General features: G+C 70.0%; 17 protein-coding genes. 6 read left to right on the top strand and 11 right to left on the bottom strand.

What is annotated here, in order from left to right; translation table 11 throughout:
* Nucleotides 1–2 precede the first annotated feature (2 nt).
* From ttcA to M5C96_RS03330, 4 genes are all read left to right on the top strand, one after another.
* Nucleotides 3–989 (top strand): tRNA 2-thiocytidine(32) synthetase TtcA, encoded by a 987-nt coding sequence (ttcA, locus tag M5C96_RS03345; RefSeq protein WP_272567155.1) that lies wholly within the window; start codon nt 3–5, stop codon nt 987–989.
* Nucleotides 990–1,050: 61 nt separating this feature from the next.
* Nucleotides 1,051–1,680: a DUF4136 domain-containing protein gene (locus M5C96_RS03340; protein WP_272567153.1), complete on the top strand. Its 630-nt coding sequence runs from the start codon at nt 1,051–1,053 to the stop codon at nt 1,678–1,680.
* A gap of 17 nt (nt 1,681–1,697) precedes the next feature.
* Nucleotides 1,698–2,336, top strand: coding sequence for a histidine phosphatase family protein (locus tag M5C96_RS03335; protein WP_272567152.1), 639 nt, complete (start codon nt 1,698–1,700; stop codon nt 2,334–2,336).
* Entirely contained in the window at nt 2,320–3,489 is a 1,170-nt protein-coding gene (locus tag M5C96_RS03330; RefSeq protein ID WP_272567151.1) for a DSD1 family PLP-dependent enzyme, read from the top strand. The genes M5C96_RS03335 and M5C96_RS03330 overlap by 17 nt, the downstream gene beginning before the upstream one ends.
* Before the next feature lie 149 nt (nt 3,490–3,638).
* Here the strand turns inward: M5C96_RS03330 and M5C96_RS03325 are convergent, their stop codons facing one another.
* The 5 genes from M5C96_RS03325 to ruvA all read right to left on the bottom strand — a co-directional run bounded on the left by M5C96_RS03325 (nt 3,639) and on the right by ruvA (nt 9,935).
* Entirely contained in the window at nt 3,639–4,271 is a 633-nt protein-coding gene (locus M5C96_RS03325) for a phage tail protein (RefSeq protein WP_272567150.1), read from the bottom strand.
* A gap of 234 nt (nt 4,272–4,505) precedes the next feature.
* Nucleotides 4,506–5,579 (bottom strand): Holliday junction branch migration DNA helicase RuvB, encoded by a 1,074-nt coding sequence (gene ruvB, locus M5C96_RS03320; protein WP_272567148.1) that lies wholly within the window; start codon nt 5,577–5,579, stop codon nt 4,506–4,508.
* A 10-nt stretch (nt 5,580–5,589) separates the two neighbouring features.
* Nucleotides 5,590–7,515, bottom strand: coding sequence for a trypsin-like peptidase domain-containing protein (locus M5C96_RS03315; protein ID WP_272567147.1), 1,926 nt, complete (start codon nt 7,513–7,515; stop codon nt 5,590–5,592).
* A gap of 141 nt (nt 7,516–7,656) precedes the next feature.
* On the bottom strand, nt 7,657–9,219 hold the full coding sequence (locus M5C96_RS03310; RefSeq protein WP_272567145.1) for a trypsin-like serine peptidase: 1,563 nt from the start codon (nt 9,217–9,219) through the stop codon (nt 7,657–7,659).
* Between the two features lie 143 nt (nt 9,220–9,362).
* Nucleotides 9,363–9,935: a Holliday junction branch migration protein RuvA gene (gene ruvA / locus M5C96_RS03305; protein ID WP_272567143.1), complete on the bottom strand. Its 573-nt coding sequence runs from the start codon at nt 9,933–9,935 to the stop codon at nt 9,363–9,365.
* A 48-nt stretch (nt 9,936–9,983) separates the two neighbouring features.
* Between ruvA and M5C96_RS03300 the strand changes: the two genes are divergently transcribed.
* The gene (locus tag M5C96_RS03300; protein ID WP_272567141.1) at nt 9,984–10,943 is read left to right on the top strand and encodes a PhoH family protein; all 960 of its coding nucleotides are present in this window, start codon (nt 9,984–9,986) and stop codon (nt 10,941–10,943) included.
* A 44-nt stretch (nt 10,944–10,987) separates the two neighbouring features.
* Nucleotides 10,988–11,446 carry an rRNA maturation RNase YbeY gene (gene ybeY, locus M5C96_RS03295; RefSeq protein WP_272567140.1) on the top strand — a complete coding sequence of 153 codons (459 nt, stop codon included), beginning with the start codon at nt 10,988–10,990 and terminating at the stop codon, nt 11,444–11,446.
* Between the two features lie 97 nt (nt 11,447–11,543).
* On the opposite strand, the gene dtd is transcribed toward ybeY, so the two are convergent.
* The 6 genes from dtd to M5C96_RS03265 all read right to left on the bottom strand — a co-directional run bounded on the left by dtd (nt 11,544) and on the right by M5C96_RS03265 (nt 16,657).
* On the bottom strand, nt 11,544–12,008 hold the full coding sequence (gene dtd, locus M5C96_RS03290; RefSeq protein WP_272567139.1) for a D-aminoacyl-tRNA deacylase: 465 nt from the start codon (nt 12,006–12,008) through the stop codon (nt 11,544–11,546).
* A complete protein-coding gene (locus M5C96_RS03285) occupies nt 12,005–12,964 on the bottom strand; it encodes a cation diffusion facilitator family transporter (RefSeq protein WP_272567137.1) in 960 nt (319 codons plus the stop codon). Before M5C96_RS03285 ends, dtd begins: the two co-directional genes overlap by 4 nt.
* A gap of 168 nt (nt 12,965–13,132) precedes the next feature.
* Nucleotides 13,133–13,948, bottom strand: a complete 816-nt coding sequence (locus M5C96_RS03280) for an oxidoreductase (RefSeq protein WP_272567135.1) — start codon at nt 13,946–13,948, stop codon at nt 13,133–13,135.
* Nucleotides 13,949–14,059: 111 nt separating this feature from the next.
* Complete coding sequence (locus M5C96_RS03275) at nt 14,060–14,890, bottom strand: amidohydrolase family protein (protein ID WP_272567134.1); 831 nt, start codon at nt 14,888–14,890, stop codon at nt 14,060–14,062.
* Between the two features lie 4 nt (nt 14,891–14,894).
* Nucleotides 14,895–15,899 carry a tripartite tricarboxylate transporter substrate binding protein gene (locus M5C96_RS03270; RefSeq protein ID WP_272567133.1) on the bottom strand — a complete coding sequence of 335 codons (1,005 nt, stop codon included), beginning with the start codon at nt 15,897–15,899 and terminating at the stop codon, nt 14,895–14,897.
* A 38-nt stretch (nt 15,900–15,937) separates the two neighbouring features.
* The gene (locus M5C96_RS03265) at nt 15,938–16,657 is read right to left on the bottom strand and encodes a GntR family transcriptional regulator (protein ID WP_272567132.1); all 720 of its coding nucleotides are present in this window, start codon (nt 16,655–16,657) and stop codon (nt 15,938–15,940) included.
* Nucleotides 16,658–16,791 lie beyond the last annotated feature (134 nt).

The following is a 16,791-nucleotide window of genomic DNA, read 5'->3' as shown; positions in this document are numbered from 1 at the left end:
CCATGAATGCCATCCTCAACGACCCCACGCCCGGCTGGACCGCCGACGCCCCCGAGCCCCTCGGCACGCCCGATGCGGCAGCAAGCGCCGAGGCCGCTGCGGCGCCGGCCCGCCTGAAGATCGAGCGCGAAACCCACAAGCTGGAAAAACGCCTGTGCCGCGAGGTGGGCAAGGCCATCGTGGACTACCAGATGATCGAGGAGGGCGACAAGGTCATGGTGTGCATGTCCGGCGGCAAGGACAGCTACGTCCTGCTGGACATCCTGCTCAAGCTCAAGGCGCGCGCGCCCATCCACTTCGACCTGGTGGCGGTGAACCTCGACCAGAAGCAGCCCGATTTTCCAGAACACGTGCTGCCCGAGTACCTGGCCTCGCAGGGCGTGCCGTTCCACATCGAGAACGAAGACACCTACAGCATCGTCAAGCGCCTCATTCCCGAAGGCAAGACCACCTGCAGCCTGTGCAGCCGGCTGCGCCGGGGCATCCTGTACCGCGTGGCCGACGAACTGGGCTGCACCAAGATCGCCCTGGGCCACCACCGCGACGACATTTTGCAGACGCTGCTGCTCAACATGTTCTTCGGCGGCAAGCTCAAGTCGATGCCCCCTAAGCTGGTGAGCGACGACGGCAAACACGTGGTGATCCGCCCACTGGCCTACGTGGCCGAGAAGGACACCGCGCGCTGGGCCGCGCACCGCAACTTTCCCATCATTCCCTGCAACCTGTGCGGCAGCCAGGAGAACCTGCAGCGCAAGCAGATGGGCGAGATGCTGCGCGAATGGGACAGAAAATTCCCCGGCCGTGTGGAAAACATGTTCAACGCGCTGCAGAACGTCGTGCCGTCGCACCTGCTCGATGGAACACTGCACGACTTCAAAGGTCTGAAAGCGACGGGCATCGCCAGCGAAGACGGAGACAAGGCGTTCGACCGCGAGGATTTCCCTGCCGCCCCCGGATTGCCGGGCGTGCAGGTGGTCCAGCTGTCCTGAACACCCCATCGATCATCGCCAGCGCTGACCGCACCATGACGGCCCCTTTCCGGAGACACCCATGAAGACCCTGCGCTGCGCTTTCTCCATCACCCTGGCCACGGCCGCCCTGATGCTCGGCGGCTGCGCCGTCACCCGCACCGTGGACAGCGCGGTGCACAGCTACTCGACGCTGGCGGCCCTGCCCTCGCCACCCACCTACCGACTGGAGCGCCTGCCCTCGCAGCAGGCCCACGCCGCATCGTTCGCCCCCATCGAAGCCATGGCCCAGCAGTCGCTGGCGCGCGTGGGGCTGCAACGCGACGACGCCAACGCCCAGCTCGTGCTGCAGGTCGGCGCGCAGGCGAGCTATGCCACGCCGGCCTACTGGCCCTACTACGGCGACCCGTTCTACCCCCGCTGGGGCCTGGGCCTCGGCTACGGGGGCCACGGCGGCCGCTGGGGCTGGGGCATGGGCGGCAGCTGGATGATGGACCGCCCCCCCACGCTCTACCGCCGCGAGGCCAGCCTGGTGCTGCGCGACGCCGCCACGCAGCAGATCGTGTACGAGACCTCCGCCGTGCACGAGGACGTCTGGACCAGCGACCCGGCCATCTTCGGCATCCTGTTCGACGCCGCCCTGACCGGTTTCCCGCAGCCCCCCGCGGGCCCGCGCCAGGTGCGCACCACCCTGGCGCCGCCTGCCCCCTGATCGACGAACTCGACGCCATGCACGCCACCCGCATCATCGCCATCCGCCACGGAGAAACCGCCTGGAACGTGGACACGCGCATCCAGGGCCATCTGGACATTCCGCTCAACCACACCGGCCTGTGGCAGGCGCGCCGCGTGGGCGAGGCCCTGGCCGGAGAGCCCGTGGCCGCCATCTATGCCAGCGACCTGCAGCGCGCCCATGCCACCGCGCAGGCGGTGGCCGACACCACGGGCGCACCGCTGATCGCCGAGCCCGGCTTGCGCGAGCGCAGCTTCGGCCAGCTCCAGGGCCGCACCTTCGCCGAGATCGAGACCGAAATGCCCGAGGAGGCCCGCCGCTGGCGCCAGCGCGATCCGCACTTCGTGCCCGACGGGGGCGAGTCGCTGATCGTGTTCCGCGAGCGCATCCTTGGCACTACCCACCAGCTGGCGCAGCGCCACCCCGGCGAACTCGTGGTGCTGGTCGCCCACGGCGGCGTGATGGACGTGCTGTACCGCGCCGCCACCGGCCAGGAACTGCAGGCCCCACGCACCTGGCAACTCACCAACGCGGCCATCAACCGCCTGCTCTGGACCGGCGACGGCCTCACCCTGGTCGGCTGGGCCGACACACAGCACCTGGACGACGCCACGCGCGATGAAGCCCATTCCTGAATCCCTGCGCGCCAGCATCGGCCTGCGCGTCGACCTGATCGACACCCCTGCACTCGTCGTCGATCTCGACGCCATGGAACGCAACATCCAGCGCATGGCCGACTTCGCGCGCAAGCACCAGGTGCGCTGGCGACCCCATGCCAAGATGCACAAGAGCGCCGAGCTCGCCCTGCTGTTGCAGCAGGCCGGTGCCACGGGCGCCTGCGTGCAGAAGGTGAGCGAGGCCGAGGCGCTGGCCGCCGCCGGCGTGAACGACCTGTACATCAGCAACCAGGTCATCGCCGCCGCCAAGCTGCTGCGCGTGGCGCGCCTGGCGCACCAACTTGGGCTGCGCGGCGGGCGCCTGGCCCTGGCGGTGGACAGCGAGGAAGGCATCGAGCGCCTGGCCGAGGCCATGGCCGTCACCGCCAGCGATGCAGGCATCGATGTGTTCGTGGAAATCGACGTGGGCCAGCGGCGCTGCGGCGTACCGCCCGGCGAACCGGCCGTGGCCCTGGCGCTGGCCGTGGCGCGCCATGCCCGGCTGCGTTTCGCGGGCCTGCATGCCTACCATGGCCGCGCGCAGCACCTGCGCGGTGCCCAGGCCCGGCGGGAGGCCATCGCCGCCGTGGTGGAGGCCGCTCGCCACACGCGCGACCTCATTACCGCCGCCGGCCTTGCTGTGCCGCTGGTGACCGGCGCGGGCACCGGCACGCTGGTGCACGAGGCCGCCAGTGGCGTCTACGGCGAACTGCAGGCGGGCTCGTTCCTGTTCATGGACGCGGACTACGCCGGCAACGAACGCGAGCCGGCCCAGCCGGCCTTCGAGCATGCGCTGTTCGTCAAGACCCAGGTCATCTCCAGCCAGGAAACGCACGCGGTGTGCGATGCCGGCCACAAGAGCCACGCCATCGACTCCGGCCTGCCGATCGTGGCGATGCTGCCGCCCGAGCGGGCGCTGCGCTATGCCAACGGCGGCGACGAGCACGGCATTCTCTACGCCGACGGCAACAAGGCCCGGCTGCCCTCGCTGGGCCGCATGCTGTGGCTCATTCCCGGCCATTGTGACCCGACGGTGAACCTGTACGACTTCTTGATCGGTGTGCGCGGCGGACTGGCGCACGGCGTGGTGGAGCGGATCATCCGGGTGGATGCCCGGGGGGCGTTGACCTGACCTGAAGCACCGGCGGACGCCTGTGCGGCGGTCCGCAAAAAGAAAGAAAAAGGCCGGGTTGCCCCGGCCTCGTCGGCCATCGCCACCGAAGCGCTTACTGCGCCCGGGTGGCCATGGCGGCAGGCAGGCGGCTGCCTGCCCATCCGCGGTCAGGGACGCGACGGATAGATGCCGTTCACGGCAATGATGAAGTTCAGCGTGATGCCGGGCTGCAGCGTGCTGACCGTGACGGGCACGTTCATCTGCACGGGCGTAGGCGTGACGCTGCCGGCCGCTTGCGTAGTGATGGCAGGCAGGGTCAAGGGTGCATCGAAAGGCTTGAGCGTCGTGGTGGAGGACTTGGAGCTGTACACCTTGGCGGTGTTGTTGCCCGCCGTCGCCTTCCCGGCGATCAAAGTCGGCCCAGGAACGTTGTTATCGCCCGTGGTGTCGTCGGCTGGAATGGACACCGAGGCCGTTCCGCCCGCAGCCACCGTCACCCCATGGGTGTGGGCCGGCAGGTTGGCGAGCGACAGGATCGCAGCGCCAATGGCGTTGGTGGACGCGGTAGCGGCACCGCTCGTACCACCGATGGTCACCATGTTCTGGGAACCGAGCGGAACCCGGTTGCGCAGATCGGGCAAGCCGAAGGTGTTGACGCCATCGCCGCCATAACGGGTGCCCAGCAGCGAGTAGAGCGCCTGGTTCTGATTGATTGACAGCAGTGTGCCGTCGCACAGGGCCCAGCCCTGCGGAACCCATGGCACGGCCCAAAGAATGATCTGGCCCAGAATCGGATCCATGTGAGTTTCCCTCTCCCAAAAAAGGTTTGTCGATCAATATCCGCACCTGGCAGCGATGCTTTTTGACGATCTCGCAGCGAAGGCGGATAGAGGGAGTAAACACCAGAAATCGCAGGGCGACAAGCGAGAATTCACGGGGCGTCGAGAATGCAACGCGCGCCGATCCCCCGCGCGTATCTGGCTGCTGCGATGAAGCCGCAGGAGCGTTTTAACAAGGGGCTCGGGAGCGATGGGTCAAGCCGCCGACGGTGGCCCGCCGAACAGGTCGGCAGGGTTGCGGGATGGCGCCACGCCCAGGTGGCGATAGGCCGCCAGGGTGGCCACGCGCCCGCGCGGCGTGCGCTGCAGGTAGCCCTGCTGGATCAGGTAGGGCTCGATCACGTCCTCGATGGTGCCGGACTCCTCGCCGATGCTCGCGGCGATGTTGTCCAGCCCCACGGGACCGCCGTCGAAGCGGTGGATCACGGCCTCGAGCAGCTTGCGGTCCATCACGTCGAAGCCCTGGGGGTCCACGTCGAGCATGGTGAGCGCGCGCTGGGCGATATCGAGCGTGATCTGGCCCGTGCCCTTCACGTCGGCGTAGTCGCGCACCCGGCGCAGCAGGCGGTTGGCGATGCGCGGCGTGCCGCGCGATCGGCGCGCGATCTCGAAGCCCCCGTCCGGCTGGATCGGCGTGTTGAGCAGCCCGGCGCTGCGCATGACGATGCGCGAGAGTTCCTCGGGGGTGTAGAACTCCAGCCGCGCGACAATGCCGAAGCGGTCGCGCAGCGGGTTGGTGAGCATGCCGGCGCGGGTGGTCGCCCCCACCAGGGTGAAGGGCTGCAGGTCCAGCTTGATGCTGCGCGCCGCGGGCCCCTCGCCGATCATGATGTCGATCTGGTAGTCCTCCAGCGCGGGGTAGAGGATTTCCTCCACCACGGGCGAGAGCCGGTGGATCTCGTCGATGAACAGGACGTCGTTGCGCTCCAGGTTGGTCAGCAGCGCGGCCAGGTCCTTGGGCTTTTCCAGCACGGGCCCGGAGGTCTGGCGCAGGTTCACGCCCAGCTCGGCAGCAATGATGTGGCTGAGCGTGGTCTTGCCCAGGCCCGGGGGCCCGAACAGCAGCACGTGGTCCAGCGCCTCGCCGCGCTTGCGCGCCGCGCCGATGAAGATCTCCAGCTGCTCGCGCGCCTTGGCCTGACCGACGTACTCCTGCAGCAGCTTGGGGCGCAGCGCCCGCTCCAGCGCTTCCTCCTGCGGGGAGGCCGGCGCGGCGGAGATCACGCGTTTGGCGGGTGCGGGGGCGAAGTCGTCGGTCTGGATACTCATGCGTTGCGGATCAATTGGAAGTCCAGGCGTAGTACACGGGGCCTTCGTACTGGTACACCGGATAGGTGGCCTGCACGAAGTCGCGCTCTCCCTGGCTGATGGTGTAGAAGTGCGTGCCGTTGCTCTTGTTGAAGAAACGGTACATCGCGGTCGAGCCGTTGCCGGCGCCGGTCTGGGCATACCAGATCGGGCCCTCGTACTCGAACGACGGGTAGGTGGCGCGCACGAAGTCGCGTTCGCCCGCATCGATGGTGTAGAAGTGCGCGCCGTTGCTCTTGTTGAAGAATCGGTACACGGCGCTCTGGCCGGCGGTGGCGCCGCCGTAGGCGTAGAAGGCCACGCCTTCGTAGGCGAAGGCCGGGTAGGTGTTGATCACGAAGTCGCGCTCACCCGCGCTCGCCGTGAAGAAGTGCGCGCCCGTGCTGCTGTTGAAGAAGCGGTACACGGCGGTGCGGCCGCTGGCGCTGGTGGCCGGCGACAGCCAGTTCTTGATGGACGCGTTGTACGCCACGTCGAAGCGGCCGTAGTAGTCCGACGAGGCCTTGTTGGTGCACACGGCGCTGCCGCCGTAGAGCGTGCCGATCAGCGCGCCGCCGGAGAAGATGCCCGAGCCGCTGCTGCCGCCCTCGGTCGTGCCTTGGCTCCACGTCACCCGGTAGAAGTTGCCGCTGGTGCCGCTGCACGTGAAGTTGGTGTCGCTGATGGACGAGCACGCGGTGAGGGATGCCAGGTTGCCGAAGCTGATCTTCTGCAGGTCGCCCTTCGGGTGGTGGATGCCGACGACGGCGCCGCCCAGCCCCTGGGGATTGGCGTTCCATGCGGCGAACACGGCGCCGGCGGGCGGGGCCTCGTTTAGGCGCAGGAACGACGTATCGCTGCTGTCCGTCGCGTACAGCAGTGTGGCGCCGCCGGTGCGCGCCGTGGTGGCGGACGACAGCGTGCGGCTGTTGCAGCTGGGGGAGCGGTAGAACCAGTCGGTGCGCAGGGTGGACGCCACTGTCTGCGTGGAAATGCAGTGGTTGGCCGAGATGAAGTAGGGCGTGCCGGTGCCGTCGCGGTCGTTCAGCAGCGTGCCCGAGCACACGTACGTCTTGCCGTCGGGGTACACGAACAGCATCCGCGCCACGGCGTTGCGCTGGGCGGCGTAATCGTCATAGCAGGTCGAATCGAGGTTGCAGGCGTCGGATTCGTTGATCTTGGTCTGCTGCTCCAGCTCTTCGGCCGTGGGCAGCGACAGGTTGTCGTAGATGTGCGACAGGCGCGGCACCGACAGGTCGATCGCGCTCGCGGGCGTGCCGGATGGCAACTCGATCTCCAGCGTGGCCTCGTCGCCGCCCGTGTCGGGCGTCCACCAGGTGCGGCCGGCGTCGGAGGTATCGCCCGCCGCCTGATTGCGCTCGATGATCTGCAGCACTTCCTGGCCGGCGATCTCGAACACCGCCGAGGGCCGGGCCTGGCTGTACACGCGCAGCACGGCGCTGCCGGGCAGCTGGCGCACCAGCACGCCCAGGCGCAGCCCGTGCGCGCCGTCGGCCGAGAAACTGAGCGCGGCGACCTGGCCGCCGCTGGCGGTGGGTGTCCACTGCAGCTGCTGCGAGGTGGCGCTGGCCGTGGCCGTCTGGGCAATGCTGCGGGGGCTACCGACCTGGCGCGGGCCGAAGCCGCTGACCGCCCCTTCCTTGGACTGGTCCAACGGCCCGAGGGCGATGCGGGCGGGTGCGATGGCCGCGCCGACCGCGCGGTCCTTGACCCGCGCCACGTCCTGCACGGCGGAAGCCGGCTGCTCGCGCGACTCCACGCTGTAGACCAGTGCCCTGGCCTGCGGCGCGGCCGCGGACTGCACCGCCTCGCCGCCGTTGCCGCCACCGCAGGCAGCCAGCACCGAGGCCACCGCCAGAACCGCCAAAGATCGAATTCGCCTCATTACCAGCTGCATGGAACAACTCCTGTCATCGGTTCGGGGCGGTCCCATGCCGCCCCGGATTGCAAAATGTGCCACAGCCCCGTGGCTGCCGGCAGGTGATTTCATCGCCGCGTTGCGGCATCGCGTCATGGCCCCGTTGCGCTCCCCGGCCCACTACCGCGCGGCCAGCCGCTCTCGCCAGAACGGTGCGGGGCCATCGCCGGAGTGGCCCGCCGGCCCGTGCGATGCCCCGAATCCGCGGGCGGGATGCCGCCAGGCCACCGGCACGCTCACCGGGGGCGACAGCCACTGCTTGAGCGCCTTCTGGTAGGCCAGATCGAAGCGGCCGTACACCCGCACGTCGTCGACCGAGCATTGGGCGCTGGAGGCGAACCCGTACAGCGTCCCGATCACGCGGCCGCCATGGAAGATGGCCGATCCGCTGCTGCCGTCCTCCACCGTGCCGCGGTCGAACCCGACGTCGTAGTAGCCGGCCGAGGCGTCCGTGGAGGAGTCGCACAGCATGGAGCCGTCCGTGTCGTTGGTGCAGGCCAGCGTGCCCATGATGCTGCCGGTGCTGATCTTCTGCAGGTCGCCCCGGGGATGGTGGATGCCGACCACGGCCGTCGATTCGGCTTGCGGGCTGGCGTCCCAGGCGGCGAACACGGCACCCGGGGGCGGCGCCTCGTTCAGCCGCAGCAGGGCGGTGTCGGTATCGGCGCTGGCATACAGCAGCGTAGCGCCGCCCGTGCGCGCGGTGGAGCGGGACGACAGCGTGGCGCTGTTGCAGGCCGCGGAGTGGAAGAACCAGTCCGTCTGCAAGGTGGACGCCACGGTCTGCGAGGCAATGCAATGGTTGGCGCTCAGAAAATACGGCGTGCGCGTGGCGTCGCGGTCGTTGATCAGGGTGCCGGTGCACACATAGGCCTTGCCCTTGTCCACGAACAGCATCCGCGCCACGGCGTCGCGCTGGGCAGCGTATTCGTCGAAGCAGCTGGCATCCAGGTTGCAGGCGATGGCATCACCGACTGCCTTGGTTGTCTGGGCGCCTTCCTGCGGCAGGGACAGGTTTTCGAAAAGATGCGCCAGCGCCGGCACGGCCACCTCCAGCGCGGAGGCCGGCACGCCAGCGGGCAGCTCGATCTCCAGCGTGGCCTCGTTCGCGCCGGAGTTCGGGGTCCACCACGTGCGTGCGTTGTCCGATGCGTCGCCCGCCGCGATATTGCGCTCGATGGTCTGGCGAATGGCCTGGCCGGTGGTTTCGTACACGGCAGCAGGCCGGTCCTGGCGATAGACCCGCACCACGGCCTCGTCGGGAATCTGCCTCACCCGCACCCCCAGGCGCAGGCCCTGCGCGTCTTCGGAGGTAAAGCTCACGGCCGATTTCATGCCGCCGTTGGCCAATGGGACCCATTGCAGCAGCCGCTGCAGGTTGTCCGCCGTGGCCGTGGCTTCGACGGTGCGGGCCTCGCCCACCCAGCGGGCGCCGTCGCGCCGGAGTTGCGACGACTTTGGGCGCACGAAGGCGGGCAGGGCCACGCGGGCCGCCTCCACCTGCGGGCCGGCTGCCCGCTGCTTGGTGCTGGAAACCCCTGCATCGGTGTCGGCCGGCTGCACCGCCGATCCGACCTGAAGCACCTCGGACTGCGTCGCGCCGCCCGCCAGAACGGTTTCACTTCCGCCGCCGCACCCGGCCACCAGCGAAACCACCACGGCCAGCGCAGCAGTGCGCGCCATCCATTTCCCTTTTGATTTACCTCGTGCCATCTTCCGTCGACTCCCTGTTGATTGACCCACCGGGACCCGCGCCGCGCCGCCTGCCGGCGCGTCCACAGTGCCCCCCGTTTCGCTTCACTTCCCTGCTGACTCGTTGTTTTGATTTATTTGGCCAGCGCCTTGAGCGCCAGCTTGATCCCGTCGCTCACCCCCACGTCCTGGGGCAGCGCCTTCAGCGCGGCGGCGGCTTCCTTGTCGTTGTAGCCCAGCGCCAGCAGGGCCTGCAGGATGTCGGCCTGCGCGTCGCTCGTGGCGTGCGCATGGGCGCCGATGTCGGCCCCCAGCTTGCCCTTGAGCTCCAGCAGCAGGCGCTCGGCGGTCTTCTTGCCGATGCCGGGCACCTTCACCAGGCGCCCCGCCTCCTGCAGGGACACGGCCTGCGCCAGGTCGGACACGCCCATGCCGCTCAGGATGGACAGCGCGGTGCGCGGGCCCACCCCGGAGATCTTGATGAGTTCGCGGAACGCCTGGCGCTCCGGCGCCGTGGCAAAGCCGTAGAGCAGTTGCGCGTCCTCGCGCACAATGAACTGGGTGAGCAGGGCCACGCGCTCCCCCACGGGCGGCAGGTTGTAGAAGGTGCTCATGGGCACCTGCACCTCGTAGCCGACGCCGTGGCAGTCCAGCAGCACTTCTGGCGGGTTCTTTTCCAGCAGCGTGCCGGTGAGTTTGCCTATCATTGATGTCCTTCGCCGCACCGTTGCGGCCATCCAACCGGAATTATCCGCGTGATCCTGCGACACACCTTCACCCCCCACAACAACAACCGGCTGTCGCACCTGTGCGGCCCGGCCGATGCGAACCTGCGCACCATCGAGACGGCGCTGTCGGTCAGCATCGCGCACCGGCACGAGCAGTTCAAGGTGGATGGGCCGAAGGCCAAGGCCACCCAGGCGATGGAGCTGCTCCAGGCGCTGTACGAAATGGCCGAGCGGCCCATCGCCGAAGAGCACCTGCAGCTCATGCTGGCCGGCGACAGCGCCATGCTGGAGGCGCCCGGTGACGGCGCGGTGACGCTCAACACCCGCCGCGCCGACCTGCGCGCGCGCACCCCCACGCAGATCAACTACCTGGACAACATCGCCAGCCACGACATCACCTTCGGCATCGGTCCGGCCGGCACCGGCAAGACCTACCTGGCCGTCGCCTGCGCGGTGGACGCCCTGGAGCGCAACGCGGTGCAGCGCATCGTGCTGACGCGCCCGGCGGTCGAGGCCGGCGAGCGCCTGGGCTTCCTGCCCGGCGACCTCACGCAGAAGGTGGATCCGTACCTGCGCCCGCTGTACGACGCGCTCTACGACCTCATGGGCTACGAGAAGGTGCAGAAGGCCTTCGAGCGCAACGCGCTGGAGATCGCGCCGCTGGCCTTCATGCGCGGGCGCACGCTGAACAACGCCTTCATCATCCTGGACGAGGCCCAGAACACCACGCCCGAGCAGATGAAGATGTTCCTCACCCGCATCGGCTTCGGCGCCCGCGCGGTGGTGACGGGCGACGTGAGCCAGATCGACCTGCCCAAGGGCGCGATGAGCGGCCTGATCGACGCCGAGCGGGTGCTCAAGCGCGTCAAGGGCATCGCGATCACCCGGTTCACCACCGCCGACGTGGTGCGCCACCCGCTCATCGCCCGCATCGTGGACGCCTACGATGCCCAGCGCACGGCGGGCAGCCGCGCAGGAAACTCCTGAATTAATAGCAAAATGCCCTAGTGGAACATGCGCCAGAGGCCCAAATGACCCTGAACCATCTGACCCTGTCGCTGCAGTTCGCGCGCTTTCCCGGGGTGCAGGAACACCGCGCCGCCCTGCCCCGCCATGCCGCGGCGCGCTTCATCCGCCACGCGCTGTCCAGCGACGCCGAGATCACCGTGCGCATCGTCGATGCCGAAGAAGGCCAGGCCCTCAACCGCGAGTACCGCCGCAAGGACTACGCCACCAACGTGCTCACCTTCGACTACGCGCAGGAGCCCCTGGTGATGGCCGACCTCGTGCTGTGCGCGCCCGTGGTGGCGCGCGAGGCGCGCGAGCAGAACCGCGACCTGCGCGCGCACTACGCCCACCTGCTGGTGCACGGCACGCTGCACGCCCAGGGCTGGGACCATGAAACCAGCGCCGAGGACGCCGACGAGATGGAGGCCTACGAGACGGCCATCCTGCAGGAACTGGGCTTCGACGACCCGTACGCGGGCTGAGCCGACCACGGCGCGGGCTGCGCCTTCCCCACCGCTGAAAGGCCGGATGGGGTCTCCAAACAGCCCCATGCCGGGGTATTGATTGCCTGTTTAGCTATTATTTCGATAGCAAACCATCCGCCGGCGCCATGCGCAGCGGAATGGTGACCGGCCCGTCGTTGACCAGGTGCACCTGCATGTCGGCCGCGAAGCGCCCGGTCTCCACCACCGGGTGCAGCGCCCGCGCCCGGGCCACGAACAGGTCGTACAGCCGCCGTCCCTCGTCCGGCGGCGCCGCCTGGGTGAAGCTCGGGCGGTTGCCGCCGGAGGTGTCGGCGGCCAGCGTGAACTGGCTCACGACGAGCAGGCCGCCGCCCACGTCCTGCACGCTGCGGTTCATCTTGCCGGCCTCGTCGGTAAACACGCGCAGCTTGAGCAGCTTGGCCAGCAGCCGGTAGGCCTCGGCATCGGTGTCGCCGCGCTCGGCGCACAGCAGCACCAGCAGGCCCGGGCCGATGCGGCCCACCACCTCGCCATCCACTTCCACGCGCGCTTCGCGCACGCGCTGCAACACGCTCATCATGGTGGGGAATCCTTCGGTTCTTCCAGAAATGCCTCCACCCCGACGGGCAGCAGCTCGATGGTCACGCGCAGCCCGGGCACGGCGCGCATCAGGGCGGTCTCCACGGCGCCGCGCAGCTGGGCGGCGCGCCCCAGGCTCCACTCGGCGGGCACGTGCATGTGCAGGCCGGCAAAGCGGCGCTGCCCGGCCTGGCGCGTGATGAGGTGGTCGAAGCGCACCTGCGGCGCACCCTGCGAGAAACCGTGCAGCGCCGCGTCGATGGCCGCCTGCGCCTCGGGCTCCACGGCCGCGTCCATCAGGCCTTGCGAGGCGCGCCACACCATGTGCGCCCCTTCCCGCAGGATGTTCAGCGCCACGGCCATGGCCACCACCGGGTCCAGCCAGAGCCAGCCGGTCGCGCCCGCCGCGCCGATGCCGACGACCACGCCCGCCGAGGTCCAGACATCGGTGACGAGGTGGCGCGCATCGCCCTCCAGCGCCACCGACCGGTGCACGCGCGCGGAGCGGAACATCAGCCAGGCCAGCCCGCCGTTGAGCGCCGAGCTGACCACCGACAGCGCCAGGCCCCAGCCGACCTGCTCCAGCGGCTGCGGCGAGGACAGCCGGTGCGCCGCCGCCCAGAAGATGGCGGCGGAGGCCCCCACGATCAGGATGCCCTCGAACCCGGAAGAAAAATACTCGGCCTTGTGGTGCCCGTAGGGGTGGTCGTCGTCCGCCGGGCGCTGCGCCACGGTCACCATGGCCAGCGCGAACACCGCGCCCGCCAGGTTGACGAACGACTCCAGCGCATCGGACAGCAGCCCCACCGAGCCGGTGAGGTGCCAGGCCAGCGTCTTGAGCACGATGGTGACCAGCGCCACGGCCACCGAGCCCCACAGCAGCGTGCGGGGCGCGGGCGCGGCAGGACCGGTGCGGCCCGGGGCGCTCGGATCGGAAGACAGGGGGCGGGAGGGCATGGGCTGGCAAGGAAAGCGCCGGGGCCGCCATTCTGCCCCGAACGGCGCCATTCCGACCCGCCGGCGGCCTGCCACGGCGAGCCCGCCACGCCCGCGAAGCCCCCACTCACTGCGGCCTGGCCGGCACCCGGAAGGGGATGCGAGGGAGAGCGCCCGCGCCCCCTGCGCTCAGGCCGGCAAGCCGTTGAACTTGCGCAGCGTCTTGTCGACCAGGCCCTCGGGCAGATAGCGGCGCAGCGAGCGGACCTGGGTGGACTGCTTGCCGGCCGAATAGCGCAGCTTGGGCCGGGTGGCCGTGGCGGCCTTCACGACGGCGTCGGCGACGATCTGCGGCGCATCGCCCGCCTCCACCCATTGGCGCATGAGCGCTTCGCTGCGGGCGCGATCATCGGCATAGTCCGCGAGGGGGCGGTCGGCGCGCGACAGGTTTTCCTCGAACGCCGTGCGCGTCACGCCGGGCTCCACCAGAACCACGCGGATGCCGAACCGGCGCACTTCGTGGTCGAGGGATTCCGAGTAGCCCTCGATCGCGTGCTTGGTCGATGCGTAGAAGGCGTTGAAGGGCGCCGGAATCAGCCCCAGGATCGAGCTCATGTTGATGATGCGGCCGCTCTTTTGGGCCCGCATGAGCGGCAGCACCGCGTTGACGACGCGGGCGACGCCGAAGACGTTGACGTCGAACAGGCGCTGCGCCTGCCCGATCGAGGATTCCTCGGCCCCGCCCAGCAGGCCCACGCCGGCGTTGTTGACGACCAGATCGATTCGCCCCGCCCGCCTGGCCACCTCGTCCACGAGGCGCTGGACCAACGCCTCGTCGGTCACATCGCAGGCCAGCATCGTGACGCCGGCCGGCGGATCGGCGGGTGCCTTGCGGCTGGTGCCGAAGACCTGGTAGCCCGCCTGCACCAGGGACCGGGCGGTCACGAGCCCGATGCCCGACGACGCCCCCGTCACGACGGCGATACCCCTGTTCGTCTTGCGCATTGTTTTCCTTTCGTCATGGGCCGGATGGCCAACGAAAGGATATTACTATCGAAACAGTATTAAGTCACTACTGAAAAGATATTTTCCAGAGCACATCGAGGCGTCCCTCCGTCAGGCGTACAGCCGCGAGGCGTTCTGCCGGACCGTGTCGGCCCGGACCGGGCCCAACGCCTCCGCCACCGGCTGCCACACCGAATCGTAGGCCGGCATGGCGTCGGCGGCGAACGACGTGTGCGGCCAGTCCGACCCCCACACCAGCCGCCCGGGCGCCAGGTCGGCCACGCGCCGGACCGTCTCCTGCAGCGCGCCGTAGGGCGCCTGAGCGCGCAGCCGGTACCAGCCGGACAGCTTGATCCACGCGCCCTGCGCAGCCAGTGCCGCGAGGGCGCTCCATGCTGCGTCGTCCGCCGGCAACTCGGCATGCAGGCCCGCCAGGTGGTCGAGCACGCAGGCCACGCCGGTGCCGGCGTGCAGCGCCGCGATCTCCGCCAGATGCTCCGGGCCGGCATACCACTGCACGTGCCAGCCGCGCTCGCGCAGGCGCGGCGCCAGGGCGCGGAACGCCTCGGGCCCGTTGCCCACCGGCGAGACGCGGTTGAAGCGCACGCCCCGCACGCCCAGCGCGTGCATGCGGTCCAGCAGCGCGTCGGGCACCGCCGCGTCCATCACGGCCACGCCGCGGTGCCGGCCGGGCCGCGCGGCCAGCGCGCGCAGCATCGCCGCGTTGTCGGTGCCGTACACGCTGGGCTGCACCAGCACCAGATGCCGCACCCCGTGCGCGGCAGCCACCCCCTCGATGCGCTCCAGCGGGTGGTGCGCGGGGCGGTAGTGGCCGGGCTGCGTCGGCGCATCGGCGTCGAACACATGGACGTGCGCGTCCCAGCAGGCACCGGCTCCGTCCCAGGCATCGGGGTGAGGGGCGCGGTCGCCGTCCGTCGGCATCGGTTCAGCCGACCGAGATGTTGCGGTCGCGCACCACCTGGGCCCACTGCCCCTGCTGGGCCCGGATGAAGGCCCCGGCCGAGGCCTGCGATGCATCGGCGAACACATCGCCGCCCAGCGCGCGGATGCGCGCCAGCACCTCGGCATCGCCCAGCGCCTTGCGGATGCCATCGACCAGCCGCGTGCGCGTGGCGGCGGGCAAGCCGGCGGGGGCGAGCACCGGGTTCCATTCCAGCACCTCGTACTTGCGCACGCCCGCTTCGGTCATGGTGGGCACCTCCGGCAGCGAACGGGCCCGCAGCGCGGCCGTCACGGCCAGCGCGCGCAGCTTGCCGGAGCGGATGTGGCCCAGCGCCGAGGCCACGTTGGCGAAAAAGAGCGGCACCTGCCCCGCCATCACATCGTTCATCGCGGGGCCGCCGCCCCGGTAGGGAATGTGCGACAGCCGCACCCCGGCGCGCTCCTCGAACAGCGCTCCCGCCAGGTGCTGCGCCGAGCCGTTGCCGGACGACGCATAGGCCACTTCGCCCGGCTTGGCGCGGGCCAGCGCGATCACGTCCTGCACGCTGCGCGCCTGGAACCCCGCGGAGCACACCAGCACGTTGGGAAAGGTGGCCAGCACGGCCAGCGGCGTGAAGGCCTTGTCGGTGTCGTAGGCCATCTTGGGATAGAGCGCGGGGTTGACCGCGAACGACGAGGCGTCCAGCAGCAGCGTGCTGCCGTCCGGCGTGGCACGCGCCACGTAGGCGCCGGCGATCTGGCCGCTGGCGCCGGGCTTGTTGTCCACCACCACGTTCTGGCCCAGCGCTTCGCCCAGCCGCGGCGCGATGATGCGCGCCATCAGGTCCGCGCCGCCGCCGGCGGGGTAGGAGACCACCAGCGTCACGGGCTTGCCGCCGATGCCTTGCGCGCGGCCGGCCACCCAGGGCGCGGCCAGGGCGGCGCCGGCGGCACCGAGGATCCAGCGGCGGCGGGCACCGCCGGTGGCGGGGGATGCGATGGAAGGCATGCGGGTCTCCAGGTTCGGTCAGGTCAGGTCAGGTCAGGTCAGGTCAGGGTGACGGTGTAGTGAAAGGCGTGGGCATCGCCGCGCGTGACGCGCCATTCGACGCAGCGGCCGGCCAGGTCCATGGCACGGCGGGTGACCACGGCGCAGGGGTGCCCCGCCGCGAGCCCCAGGCTGCGCGCCTGGGGCGCGGACAGCACGCCGAAGCCGATGTCGTCCACCGCCCGCTGCACGTGCACGCCGCAGCGGCTGGCGTAGAAGGGATAGAGCAGCGGCGGCCAGGCGGCGGTGTCGTCCTCCGCCAGCGCGGCGAAGCGGTCCAACGGCAGCCAGATGTGCTCCAGCAGGCAGGGCTCGCCGTCGATCAGTCGCAGGCGGTGCAGGCGCAGCACCGGCTCGCCCGGTGCCAGGCCCAGCGCGCAGGCCGCCTCGGCCGGGGCCGCCATGGCCTGGCGCGACAGGATGCGCGAAGCGGGCTCCTGCCCCGCCGCGCCCTCGCCGAAGCGAAAGAACCGCAGCATCGACGCGCCGGCAATGCCGCTGCGCACGAAGGTGCCCTTGCCGTGGATGCGCTCGATCAGGCCCTGCTCCACCAGCAGCTCCAGCGCGCGCCGCAGCGTGCCCAGCGCCACGCCATGCTCGGCGGCCAGCGCCTGCTCGGCCGGCAGGGCCGTGCCGGGTAGCCATTCGCCCCGGACGACGCGGTGCCGCAGTGCGGCCGCCAGCGCGGCATAGCGGGCGAGGCCGGGGTGTTCCGCCACGGCGGGAGGGGATGCAGGCGACGGCAACTGATCTACTCCTCTAGATGACTTGCAGTCTAAAACAGGGCGCATGTGGCGCGATCGGGACAAACCCGGGGGCGCCGGCCCCGCCACTGCCAGGGCCCCTCAGGGGC

The organism is Acidovorax sp. GBBC 1281, assembly GCF_028473645.1.
Taxonomy (GTDB): domain Bacteria; phylum Pseudomonadota; class Gammaproteobacteria; order Burkholderiales; family Burkholderiaceae_C; genus Paracidovorax.
Note: the sequence above shows the minus strand (reverse complement) of the source record. Positions and strands in the feature narration are given on the sequence as shown.

Excerpts from the sequence above, each read along its gene's own strand:
- ttcA (WP_272567155.1), top strand. The coding sequence starts at position 3 with ATGAATGCCATCCTCAACGACCCCACGCCCGGCTGGACCGCCGACGCC.
- M5C96_RS03340 (WP_272567153.1), top strand. The coding sequence starts at position 1,051 with ATGAAGACCCTGCGCTGCGCTTTCTCCATCACCCTGGCCACGGCCGCC.
- M5C96_RS03335 (WP_272567152.1), top strand. The coding sequence starts at position 1,698 with ATGCACGCCACCCGCATCATCGCCATCCGCCACGGAGAAACCGCCTGG.
- M5C96_RS03330 (WP_272567151.1), top strand. The coding sequence starts at position 2,320 with ATGAAGCCCATTCCTGAATCCCTGCGCGCCAGCATCGGCCTGCGCGTC.
- M5C96_RS03325 (WP_272567150.1), bottom strand. The coding sequence starts at position 4,271 with ATGGATCCGATTCTGGGCCAGATCATTCTTTGGGCCGTGCCATGGGTT.
- ruvB (WP_272567148.1), bottom strand. The coding sequence starts at position 5,579 with ATGAGTATCCAGACCGACGACTTCGCCCCCGCACCCGCCAAACGCGTG.
- M5C96_RS03315 (WP_272567147.1), bottom strand. The coding sequence starts at position 7,515 with ATGCAGCTGGTAATGAGGCGAATTCGATCTTTGGCGGTTCTGGCGGTG.
- M5C96_RS03310 (WP_272567145.1), bottom strand. The coding sequence starts at position 9,219 with ATGGCGCGCACTGCTGCGCTGGCCGTGGTGGTTTCGCTGGTGGCCGGG.
- ruvA (WP_272567143.1), bottom strand. The coding sequence starts at position 9,935 with ATGATAGGCAAACTCACCGGCACGCTGCTGGAAAAGAACCCGCCAGAA.
- ybeY (WP_272567140.1), top strand. The coding sequence starts at position 10,988 with ATGACCCTGAACCATCTGACCCTGTCGCTGCAGTTCGCGCGCTTTCCC.
- dtd (WP_272567139.1), bottom strand. The coding sequence starts at position 12,008 with ATGATGAGCGTGTTGCAGCGCGTGCGCGAAGCGCGCGTGGAAGTGGAT.
- M5C96_RS03285 (WP_272567137.1), bottom strand. The coding sequence starts at position 12,964 with ATGCCCTCCCGCCCCCTGTCTTCCGATCCGAGCGCCCCGGGCCGCACC.
- M5C96_RS03280 (WP_272567135.1), bottom strand. The coding sequence starts at position 13,948 with ATGCGCAAGACGAACAGGGGTATCGCCGTCGTGACGGGGGCGTCGTCG.
- M5C96_RS03275 (WP_272567134.1), bottom strand. The coding sequence starts at position 14,890 with ATGCCGACGGACGGCGACCGCGCCCCTCACCCCGATGCCTGGGACGGA.
- M5C96_RS03270 (WP_272567133.1), bottom strand. The coding sequence starts at position 15,899 with ATGCCTTCCATCGCATCCCCCGCCACCGGCGGTGCCCGCCGCCGCTGG.